At 71.7% G+C, this 10775-nt stretch carries 10 protein-coding genes; 1 reads left to right on the top strand and 9 read right to left on the bottom strand.

The genetic code is table 11. The features are described from left to right. Nucleotides 1–194: 194 nt before the first annotated feature. The 9 genes from MQN93_RS38935 to MQN93_RS38895 form a co-directional block, all read right to left on the bottom strand. A complete protein-coding gene (locus tag MQN93_RS38935; protein ID WP_242713193.1) occupies nucleotides 195–836 on the bottom strand; it encodes an arylsulfatase in 642 nt (213 codons plus the stop codon). A 59-nt stretch (nucleotides 837–895) separates the two neighbouring features. After that, nucleotides 896–1423, bottom strand: a complete 528-nt coding sequence (locus MQN93_RS38930; protein WP_242713192.1) for a gluconokinase — start codon at nucleotides 1421–1423, stop codon at nucleotides 896–898. Between the two features lie 25 nt (nucleotides 1424–1448). After that, the gene (locus MQN93_RS38925; RefSeq protein ID WP_242713191.1) at nucleotides 1449–2882 is read right to left on the bottom strand and encodes a glucose-6-phosphate dehydrogenase; all 1434 of its coding nucleotides are present in this window, start codon (nucleotides 2880–2882) and stop codon (nucleotides 1449–1451) included. Next, nucleotides 2879–4708 carry a glycoside hydrolase family 15 protein gene (locus MQN93_RS38920; protein ID WP_016431142.1) on the bottom strand — a complete coding sequence of 610 codons (1830 nt, stop codon included), beginning with the start codon at nucleotides 4706–4708 and terminating at the stop codon, nucleotides 2879–2881. The genes MQN93_RS38925 and MQN93_RS38920 overlap by 4 nt, the downstream gene beginning before the upstream one ends. A 47-nt stretch (nucleotides 4709–4755) precedes the next feature. Then, entirely contained in the window at nucleotides 4756–5805 is a 1050-nt protein-coding gene (locus MQN93_RS38915) for an NAD(P)-dependent alcohol dehydrogenase (protein ID WP_016431143.1), read from the bottom strand. Nucleotides 5806–6041: 236 nt separating this feature from the next. Then, nucleotides 6042–6500 (bottom strand): universal stress protein, encoded by a 459-nt coding sequence (locus MQN93_RS38910; RefSeq protein ID WP_016431144.1) that lies wholly within the window; start codon nucleotides 6498–6500, stop codon nucleotides 6042–6044. A 145-nt stretch (nucleotides 6501–6645) separates the two neighbouring features. After that, nucleotides 6646–6999, bottom strand: a complete 354-nt coding sequence (locus MQN93_RS38905; protein WP_242713190.1) for a GNAT family N-acetyltransferase — start codon at nucleotides 6997–6999, stop codon at nucleotides 6646–6648. Between the two features lie 31 nt (nucleotides 7000–7030). Beyond that, the gene (gene panD, locus MQN93_RS38900) at nucleotides 7031–7450 is read right to left on the bottom strand and encodes an aspartate 1-decarboxylase (protein ID WP_242713189.1); all 420 of its coding nucleotides are present in this window, start codon (nucleotides 7448–7450) and stop codon (nucleotides 7031–7033) included. 175 nt (nucleotides 7451–7625) lie between these two features. Next, nucleotides 7626–9527 (bottom strand): ABC transporter ATP-binding protein, encoded by a 1902-nt coding sequence (locus tag MQN93_RS38895; protein WP_242713197.1) that lies wholly within the window; start codon nucleotides 9525–9527, stop codon nucleotides 7626–7628. A gap of 231 nt (nucleotides 9528–9758) precedes the next feature. Here MQN93_RS38895 and MQN93_RS38890 point away from each other — a divergent pair, with 231 nt between their 5' ends. Then, nucleotides 9759–10736: a lysylphosphatidylglycerol synthase transmembrane domain-containing protein gene (locus MQN93_RS38890; protein ID WP_242713188.1), complete on the top strand. Its 978-nt coding sequence runs from the start codon at nucleotides 9759–9761 to the stop codon at nucleotides 10734–10736. The last annotated feature ends 39 nt before the right edge of the window (nucleotides 10737–10775 follow it).

Raw genomic sequence — 10775 nt, 5'->3', positions numbered from 1 at the left:
AAGGGGGGGGGGGGGGGGGGGGGGGGGGGGCGGGTGTGGGGCCCGGGGGTACGGGGTCCGGGTGCTGTGGTTCGGTCATGGTGTCCTCCGGCCAGTCGTCGACGTCGGCTCTGGACTACTCCCCCGCGTACCCGACGCTCGTCCCCGCACTCACCCGCCCGTAGGACGACGCGAACCGCCGACTGGGCCTGCCGCTAGTCGATACCCACCGCCACCGCAGCCGCCGCGAGGCCGGGACCGGGGCTCGACAGCACCGGGATCGTCGTGGTCGTCAGGTGCTGTGCCGGGGCCATGGAGCCCTGGGCCAGCACGATCGCGTCGGTGTCATCGGTGCCGGTGACCGTGTCGATCGCGGCCGCGACCAGGCGGGCGCAGCCCTCGGTGTCGCCGGACTCGAAACGGGTCCAGGCACCCTCGACGAGGCGAGTGCGTATGTGGACTTCGCGTCCGGCGCGTCGTGCCTCCTCCTGGAGGAGGGCCGCTGTGGGGCCGAAGGTGCTCTCCACCGTGGCCAGGACCGTGATCCTGGCACCGGCGGCCACCGCGGCCGCCGCCATCGGGCGGTCGGATCGCAGGACGGGCACCGCGGCCGGGGCGGTCTCCGCTACGGCGCCGATGGTCGAGCAGGTGCACAGGACGGCCGGCGCACCCTCCCCGACCGCCTTGTCCACGACGGCTCGTACGTCGTCCACGACCGCGTCCGGCCCCTCGCGGCGGGCCCGCGCCAGCAGCTCCTCGTCGACGAAGTGCCGTAGTTCCAGGCCCGGGTGGTGCTCGTCGCGCAGGGCGTCGAAGACCGGGATGTGCAGGGGCGAGGTGTGCAGGAGGGCGAGCATGTGGCGCGGGGCCTTTCGCGGGTGGGGCGAGGGCGGGCATGGTGTGCCCGGCCAGGCTTTCATGCGTGCCGCAGCAGCCGCACGGCCCTCTCCGCGATCACGTCGGGGGGCGGCGCCGCGTCCAGCGAGGCGCCCCTCTCGTCCGGTTCGAGCGGTTCGAGCGCGGCGAGCTGCGAGTTCAGCAGCAACGGAGGCATGAAGTGGTCTCTGCGGCGGTCGAGACGTTGCTCCAGCAGCTCGCGCCCGGCTGTCAGTTGGAGGAAGAAGACGCCCGGACAGGCTGCCCCCAGGGTGTCCCGGTAGCGCCGCTTCAGCGCCGAGCAGGCGACGACGCAGCCCGTGCCGGCCTCCTCGCGTTCGTGCAGCCACTGGCCGACGACACGCAGCCAGGGCTCACGGTCCGCGTCGTCGAGCGGGACGCCGGCCGCCATCTTGGCGATGTTGTCCGGCGGATGGGCGTCGTCCGCGTCCGCGAAGGGAAGGCCCAGCCGCTCCGCGAGCAGCCGGGCCACCGTGGTCTTGCCGGTGCCGGACACTCCGACGACCACGATGCACGGGAGACGAGGCTCGCTGATGCGGGACGCCATGGCGCTCTCCTGCCGGCCAGGCCGCTCACGGATGGTCCGGCGGGATCACCGGATCGTGCAGCAGGTCCTCCCGCCGCCGCAGCGCGTCCGCATGCCACACGCGCGCGGGCGGCCCGTCCGAGCCGGCCGGGTACTCCTCCAGGGGAACCAGGTCCTTCTCCCAGGCGGACAGCACGGGCTCCAGGAGCCGCCATGCCTCCTCGGCCTCATCACCCCGGATGGACAGGGCGGGGTCGCCCCGCAGTACGTCCAGCAGCAGCCGTCCGTAGGCAGGCAGGCCCGGTGGTTCCATGCGTGCGGTCAGCGCGAGCGGGACTAGTTCGTCGGTGTGGGCGCCGATGCCCGTCAGGTCCAGGGCCAGGCCCTCCGGCTCGAGGTTGAAGCGCAGCACGTTGGGCAGCGCCTCCCCGCTGTGTCCGAAGGGCAGATGCGGTACGGCACGGAAGCGGACCGCGACCTCCTTGCGGTCCGCCCCGAGCGCCTTGCCGCTGCGCAGCCGGAAGGTCGTCCCGGCCCAGCGCCAGCTGTCCAGTTCCAGTTCCACCTCGGCGTACGTCTCGGTACGGCGCTCGGGGCTCACGCCGTCCTCGTCGACGTAGGCGGGCAGGTCGTGACCCCTGATCCGGCCGGCCGAATAGCGGGCGCGGCGTGTGCGGTGCACGACGTCGTTCTCGGTCAGCATCCGCGCGGAGCGCAGTACGTCGACCTTCCGGTCGCGCAGGTCCCGTTCGCCGAGAGTGACCGGCGGTTCCATGGCCACCAGGCACAGCAGTTGCAGCAGGTGGTTCTGGAGCATGTCCTTCAGCGCCCCGACGTGGTCGTAGTAACCGGCCCTGCCTTCCAGCGCCAGCGTCTCGTCCCAGACGATCTCGATCTCGGCGATGTGGGTGCTGTTCCAGATGGGTTCGAGCACGCGGTTGGCCAGGCGGCTGCCGAGGACGTTCTGGACGGTCGTCATGGCCAGGAAGTGGTCGACGCGGAACACCGCCTGCTCCGGTACGAGGTCGGCGAGCAGCCGGTTCAGGTCCTGCGCGCCAGCCAGGTCCTCTCCGAACGGTTTCTCCAGCACGATCCTGCTGCCCGGCGGCAGGCTCGCCTCGTGCAGGGCGGTGACCACGGGCGGGAAGAGCGCCGGGGGCAGGGCGAGGTAGACGGCGACGGGTCCGTCGCCCGCGATGGCCGCGGCGACGTCGGCGGGGTGGGTGACATCGGCCCGCACGTAGCGGGCCGCGGCCGTGATCGCCTCTTTGGCGTCGGCCGGACTGAAGTCGTCGTGCCGCTCGAACTGTTCGGCGATCCACTGCCGGTACCGCTCGGTGTCCCAGTCCTCCCTGCCCGCACCGGTCCACTCCAGCCGGTCGCCGAGGTGCCCCGACGCGTGCAGGGCGGCCAGCGCGGGCAGGAGATAGCGCGCCGTCAGGTCGCCCGTGCCGCCGAGGACGGCGAGCCGGTTGATCATCTGCGCACGCCTGCCTTCGCCCGGGCGAGGTTCACGCCACTGGCGATGACGCCGATGTGGCTGAACGCCTGCGGGAAGTTGCCCATGAACTCTCCTGTGGTGGGGTTGATCTGCTCCGACAGCAGCCCCAGCGGGCTGCTGCGGGCGCACAGCGAGGCGTACAGCTCTTCGGCCTCCTCGATCCGGCCCTGTCCGATCAGGTTGTCGACCAGCCAGAAACTGCACAGCACGAAGGCGCCCTCGTCGCCGGCGAGGCCGTCGGGGGACTCCTCGTGGAGGTAGCGGTAGAGCAGCCCGTCGCCCGCCGACAGCCGCTCGGCGACGGCCTTGGCCGTCGCCACCATCCGCGGGTGATCGGCCGGCACCACATGACGCAGCGGGAGCGCGAGCAGACTCGCGTCCAGCAGACCGCCCCCGTCCAGGTGCGCGCTGAGGGTCTGGGCCTTCTCGTCCCAGGACTGCTCGAGCACGAGCCGGCGCAACTCGTCCGCCGAGGCCCGCCACTCGGCGACCCGCCCGGCCAGCCCGAGCCGCTCGCCGATCTGCGCGGCCCGGTCCAGGGCCACCTGGCACAGCCCGGCCGAGTAGGTGAACACCCGGCCCTCGCTGCGTACTTCCCAGATGCCCTGGTCCGGCTGGCGCCAGGCCTGTTCGGCGGCGTCGGCGAGCCGCGCGAGGCTCGCCCACAGCGGGGGCTGGATCTCACCGCCGGAGCGCAGCCACTGATGGGCACAGTCCAGGATCTCGCCGTAGACGTCGTGCTGGCGCTGGTCGGCGGCGCCGTTGCCCCAGCGCACCGGGGCGGAGCGCCGGTAGCCCTCCAGCTCTGCGTCCTCGACCTCGTCCGGTACGAGCCCGCCGCCGAGGCCGTACATGATCCGCGGCCGACCGCTGTACTCGAAGGCGTCGAGGACCCAGCCGAGGAAGGCGTCGGCCTCGCCGCGGAAGCCGATGCGGCGCAGGGCGAACACGGCGTAGGCGGCGTCGCGGATCCAGGCGTAGCGGTAGTCCCAGTTGCGGATGCCGCCGATGGGGGCGGGCAGGGAGGAGGTGGGTGCGGCGACCAGGGAGCCGTTGACCCAGTCGTCGCACAGCTTCAGGGTGATCGCGGCCCGCCGGACCAGGGGCTCCTCGGGACCGCCGTAGTCGAAGTGCCGCATCCAGCGCCGCCATGCATCGGCGGTGGCCTGCAGCATCGTGTCGGTGTCGAAGCGATGGTGGCGGTGGAAGCGGCCCCAGGACAGCACGAGGTCGAGGCGGTCGCCCTGGTGCAGTTCGTGCGTGCCGTGCAGGCCGGTCAGGGGGCGGTTGGAGCGCAGGTGGAGGCGCAGGTCCGGCCGTCGGGAGGGGCGCAGCTCCAGTCCGCTGGACAGGGCGCGGACCTGTGCGCCGCCTCGGGGCTCCAGCTCCGCGCGCAGGCGGACGCTTCCGTCCAGCACGACCGCCGAGCGCACGAGTTCGGCCCGGTCGGCCGGTGCGTCGTCGGTGAGGTCGGCGCCGGAGCGCAGGGCCAGCGCGTCGGTGACGCGCACCAGGCCGGTGCGGCCGCGCAGCTCGGTGGTCAGGACGCCGGTGTCCGGCTGGTAGAGCTGTCGCGCCTCCGTGAGGTCCTCCGGCGCCAGGGTGAAGTGGCCGCCCCGTGCGTGGTCCAGGAGACCGCAGAACAAGGGCTCGCTGTCGAAGCGGGGCAGGCACATCCACGGGATGGAGCCGTCGAGGCCCACGAGAGCGGTGGTCATTCCGTCCCCGATGAGGCCGAGATCCTCCAGCGGCAGATAGCCGTCGCGGCTTCGGACCGGCCGGAACGGGGGGTCGGGATCGTGCATGCCACCTCACTTGCTCGGCGCCGGACAGGGCATGTGACAGCGGGTCGCTAGAAGGTGATCATCACTTTGACGACGTCTTCGAGCTTCTTGTCGGAGACCTCGAAGGCGCGCTCCATCTCGTCGAAGGGGAACTCATGGGTCGTCAGGTGCGAGGGGTCGACGCGCCTCGTCTCCAGCACCTGGAGCAGGCGCTGCATGCGCAGTCTGCCGCCGGGGCACAGACCGGTCGCGATGGTCTTGTCCGCCATGCCCACGCCCCATTCGGCACGCGGGATGCCGACGAACTCGCCTTCACCGAAGTAGCCGGTGTTGGAGATCGTCCCGCCCGGCTTGGTGACCTTGACCGCGGTCTGGAACGTCACCTCCGCGCCGAGTGCCTCGATGGCGGTGTCGACGCCCTGTCCCCCGGTCAGTTCGAGGATGCGCTCGACGACGTCCTCGCTGGTGAAGTCGACGATCACGTCCGCGCCGTAGAGCTGCGCGAGTTTCTGCCGGCTCGGGACCGATTCGACCCCGATGACCAGGCCGGCGCCGCGCAGTCTGGCCCCTGCCGTCGCCATGAGCCCGACCGGACCCTGCGCGAGAACGGCCACGGTGCCGCCCATCGGGATGTTGCCGTGCTCGGCACCCATGAATCCGGTGGAGAGCATGTCGGCGCAGTAGACCGCGTCCTCGTCGGAGATGCCGTCGGGGATCTTGGCGAGATTGGCATCGGCGTCGTTCACATGGAAGTACTCGGCGAACACCCCGTCCTTGGAGTTCGCGAACTTGAAGCCCCCGAGAGGTCCCCCGGACTGCGAGGGGTAGCCGTTCTGGGCGGCCAGGTCGCCCCAGTCGGGCGTGATGGCGCCGACCAGCACCCGGTCGCCCGGCCGGAAGTCCTTCACCTCGCTGCCGACGACGTCCACGATGCCGACCGCTTCGTGCCCCAGTGTCAGGTTCTCCCGGGGCCCGATGCCGCCCTGGACGGTGTGGGAGTCGGAGGTGCAGATCAGGGCCCGGGTCGTCCGTACGACGGCGTCGGCCGGACCCGGCTGCGGGACGGGCTTGTCCATGAAGGCCACCCGCCCGATCTCCTTCATCACGAATGCTTTCATGCCCTGGTCCTCCTGAGAGTGCGCCGCTGCGGTACCCACACTCCCCGGGACGGTGCCGGTCCGCGATCCGGCCGCCGCGGCGTTTGGTGCTTTCCAGTGAAAAGGGCCGCCGAGACCATCAGGGGGTTGCTGGGACCACCGGGGGGCTGAGACCACTCGGAGGGTGCTGAATCCACCGGGGGGCTGAGACCACCCGGGGGGTGCTGAATCCACCGGGGGCTGAGACCACCGGGGGCCTATTGTCCGGCGTCGCGGACCACGAGGACCGGACAAGCAGCATGCTGAACGCAGTGCTGTGCCACTGATCCCAACAGCAGCCCGGAGAAGCCTCCGAGGCCCCGGCTGCCCACCACGAGCACGGCCGCGTCACGGGAGGCGTCGATGAGCACACCGGCGGCGGTGCCGTAGCGCACCTCGGTGCGTACCTCGACCGGTGGTGTGGCTCCGAGGGTCTCCTCGACGGCGTCCGACAGTTCCTTGTGCGCGCGGTCCTTCAGAGCCGCTTCCTCCGTGCTGGACGGGGGCAGCCAGGCGCGGGCGCCGTAGAGGTGCGGGATGTTCCAGGCAGCCACCGCCTCCACCACACCCTTGGTGAGTTCCGCCTGACGGGCGGCCCAGCGAAGGGCCTGCTTCGACGCGTCCGACCCGTCCACCCCGACCACGATGCGGTCCGACTTCTCCTGCTGGTCAGCCATGCAGCCTCCTCGACCGTGCACTGGCCTCCAGCGTCCTGCCTACGGCATCACCCGCGCAGTGCGGGCGGGGCCGGACGGGGGCCGGACGGTCCCCTCGAAGTGCCGGGCCCGACGGTCGGTCGGCCGTTGGGCCCGAGGCGGCCTGTCAGAACCGGTCCGGGTGCTCCGCCAGCCACTGCTTCGCCGCCCGCAGCAGTTCCGGGTCGGCGGCCGGTGCCTCGTCGGGGTGGCGCTGGGCCCACTTGACGACGTAGGGGCACAGCGGGGCGACGACGATGCCCTCGCGCTCGGCGATGGCGTAGAGCTCACGGGCGAGGGAGCCCGCGATGCCCTTCCCCTCGTGGGCCGGCTCGACGATGGTGTGGACGGGGACCAGGGCGCGCGCGGGCGATTCGAGGACGAAGTACTCGACGTGGCCGACGACTTCGCCGTCCGTGCCGTCGCCGGTCGCCTCCAGGCGGCCCGCCGCCCGGTCGTCGCGGATCTCGATGTCGCTCATGGGCACGCTCCTGGTCCGGGGTCGGTACTGGTCAGGCCAAGGCGGCCTGCGGGCTGCGCTCCTGGTCCGAGCCCGGCACCGGCTCGGCCGGGTCGGCGCCGAGCGCCACGATGCGGTTGTCGCGGTCCACGTGCACGACCCGGGGCTGAAGCGCCCTGGCCTCCGCGTCGGTCACCTGGGCGTAGCTGATGATGATCACCAGGTCGCCGGGGTGCACGAGATGCGCGGCGGCGCCGTTGATCCCGATCACGCCCGAGCCCCGCTCGCCCTCGATGACATACGTCTCCAGACGCGAGCCGTTGGTGATGTCGACGATGTGCACCAGCTCACCGGGCAACAGGTCGGCGGCGTCGAGCAGGTCCGCGTCGATGGTCACGGAGCCGACGTAGTGCAGGTCGGCCTGGGTGACGGTGGCGCGGTGGATCTTGGACTTGAACATGGTGCGCAGCATGGGCTGGGGCTCCCGTGGTGAAGAGGGTCGCGTCCCGGGCGGGTACGCGCCGACGTCGCACAGGGTACGGCGGGCGATCGTTCCGTGCCTATGGCGCCGGGCTCGCGGGCGACGCGATCTGGATCACGTCGGCCGCGCGCCGCGGGCTCTGCCGCGGATTCGAGCTGCGTCGGCCCTACGCCACCGCTTCCCCCGCCGATTCGAGCGGCGTCGCCCCCTCCGCCCGTTCCTCGAACTGCGTCCGGTACAGCTCGGCGTAGCGGCCGTCGGCCGCGAGCAGTTCCTCGTGCGTTCCCCGTTCGACCACCAGCCCGGCCTCGATCACCAGGATCAGGTCTGCCGCGCGCACGGTGGAGAGGCGGTGGGCGATGACGACTGCGGTGCGGCCCTCCAGGGCCTCGGCGAGGGCTTCCTGGACTGCGGCCTCCGAGGTGTTGTCGAGGTGGGCGGTGGCCTCGTCGAGGATGACGACGCGCTGGCGGGCCAACAGCAGGCGGGCGATGGTCATGCGCTGGCGTTCGCCGCCGGAGAGGCGGTAGCCGCGCTCGCCGACCACCGTCTCCAGGCCGTCCGGCAGGGACCGTACGAGATCGTCGAGGCGGGAGCGGCGCAGCGCCTCCCACAGTTCTTCCTCGGTCGCCTTGGGGGCGGCCAGCAGCAGGTTGGCGCGGACCGTGTCGTGGAAGAGGTGGCCGTCCTGGGTGACCATGCCGAGGGTGGCCCGCAGCGAGTCGGCCGTGAGGTCGCGTACGTCGATCCCGCCGATGCGTACGGCGCCCTCGTCCACGTCGTACAGGCGCGGCAGGAGTTGCGCGATGGTCGACTTGCCCGCGCCGGAGGAGCCGACCAGGGCGATCGTCTCGCCCGGTTCGGCGCGGAAGGAGATGCCGTGCAGGACCTCGGCGCCGCCGCGGGTGTCGAGGGAGGCGACCTCCTCCAGGGAGGCGAGGGAGACCTTGTCGGCGGACGGGTAGCCGAAGCGGACGTCGTCGAACTCGACGGAGACCGGGCCTTCGGGCACGGCCCGGGCGTCGGGTTTCTGCTCGATCAGGGGCTTGAGGTCGAGCACCTCGAAGACCCGTTCGAAGCTGACCAGGGCGCTCATCACCTCGACCCGGGCGCCGGCGAGGGAGGTGAGCGGGGCGTACATACGGGTCAGCAGCAGCGCCAGCGACACCACCGCGCCCGGCTCCAGGCTGCCGCGCAGGGCGAACCAGCCGCCGAGGCCGTAGACCAGGGCGAGGGCCAGTGAGGAGACCAGGGTCAGGGCGGTGATGAACACCGACTGGGCGGTGGCCGTCCGTACGCCGATCTCGGCGACCCGGCGGGCGCGCGCCGCGAACTCCACCGACTCCTCCTCGGGCCGCCCGAAGAGCTTGACCAGGGTGGCTCCGGGCGCGGAGAACCGCTCGGTCATCCGGGTGCCCATGGCTGCGTTCAGCTCGGCCGCCTCGCGCTGCATCCGGGCCATCCGCCTGCCCATGCGCCGCGCGGGCACCACGAACACCGGGAGCAGGACGAGCGCGAGCAGGGTGATCTGCCAGGACAGAGTGAGCATCACGGCGAGCGTGAGCACCAGGGTGACCAGGTTGGTGACCACTCCGGACAGGGTGTTGCTGAAGGCACGCTGGGCGCCGATGACGTCGTTGTTGAGACGGGAGACCAGCGCGCCCGTACGTGTGCGTGTGAAGAACGCGACCGGCATGCGCTGCACATGATCGAACACAGCTGTCCGCAGATCGAGGATGAGCCCCTCGCCGAGCGTCGCCGAAAGCCTGCGGCCGAGGATGCCGAGGGCCGCCTCCACGACCGCGATCAGCGCGATGAGCAGGGCAAGGCGTACGACCCTGCCCTCGTCGTCGCCCGACACGATCGCGTCGACGACGCGGCCGGCCAGTACGGGGGTGGCGACGGCGAGCAGTGCCGTCGCCACCCCGAGCAGCACGAACTGCGCCATACGGGCGCGGTGCGGGCGGGCGAAGGCGGCGATACGGCGGAGCGTGGCACGCGCCACAGGCTGCCGTTCCTGCTGGGCGGTCATGACACTGTGCAGTTGTGTCCACGCTGTGGTCTCCATGCTCATGGGAGAGAACCTAGAACCTCGAGCGTTGTTGAGGTCAACACCGTTGTTGAGGTCGACACCGCTGTTGAGATCGAGACCGTTGTTGCGGTCAACACCTCCTCCCGCCGCTCCGTCCCCCGCACGAAGGACCCCATGGCACTGCCTCCCCACCCGCTTCCCGTACGTAAGACGCTGTCCGCGATTCCGCAACCCGCAGTTGGCGGGGTGCGGAGAACCTCTTCAGATGTGACTGCGGTTCAACTCCCCCAAGGCCCCCCGCCGGGACGGTTCCCCCGTCGCGTCCCGGTCCGCCAGATCCTGTGCCTGGTTCCGCTTCTGCTCGTCGCCGTCGTCGCCGTGCAGCACCGGGCCGTTCTCGCCGAGGGCTTCGGCCAGCTGCGGGCGGCCGAGTGGCCCTGGCTGCTCGCGGCGGCCGGTGCCACCTGTCTGACCTGGGTGGCGGCCGCTTTCACCCGGCAGGGTGCGGTCGTCGACCGGCTGCCCAGGAGGCGGCTGCTCGCCACGCAGTTCGCGGCGGGTTCCGCCAACCATCTGCTGCCGACCGGGCTCGGCGCGGGCGCGGTCAATCTGCGCTTCATGACGGTGTGCGGCATTCCGCTCGCCCGTTCCTCCGCCGCGCTGGCGCTGTATCTGCTGGCGGAATCGGTCACCCGGGTGACCCTCTTGATCGCCCTCCTGCTCGCCTTCCCCGACGCGCTCCACTTCGGCAGCCTGCTGCCGCCCGGCTCGGTGGGGCCGCTGCTGCTGGCGATCGTCGCGGTCGCGGCCGTCGCCGCGGTGCTGCTGTCTCTCGTACGACGAGTACGTACGGCCGCACTGTCGTTCCTGCGCACGGCGCTGGGCGAACTGCGCTCGGTGCACACCCGTCCGTCCCGTGCACTCGCCCTCTGGGGTGGTTCGCTCGCCTTCCCCGCGCTGCAGGCGGCCGGGCTGGTCCTGGTCGGCCTCTCGCTCGGGCTGCCGGTACCGCCCGTACACATGGCGGTGGCCTATCTGGCGGCGACGGTCGCGGTCGCTGTGGTGCCGACACCGGGCGGGATCGGCTCGGTGGAGGCGGCCCTGATCGTGGCCCTGGTGGCGGCCGGGGCCCCGGCCGCCCTGGCGACGGCCGTGGTGCTCACGTATCGGATCATCACGGTGTGGCTGCCGCTGGTGCCGGGGGCGGTGACGTTGGGGGCGTTGGTGCGGTTGAAGGTCATTTGAGTCGGGGGGGTGTAGGGGCCCCGGGGGCGCCGCGGGATG

It is taken from the genome of Streptomyces spinosisporus, from assembly GCF_022698145.1.
GTDB classification, from domain to species: Bacteria; Actinomycetota; Actinomycetes; order Streptomycetales; family Streptomycetaceae; genus Streptomyces; species Streptomyces spinosisporus.
Note: the sequence above shows the minus strand (reverse complement) of the source record. Positions and strands in the feature narration are given on the sequence as shown.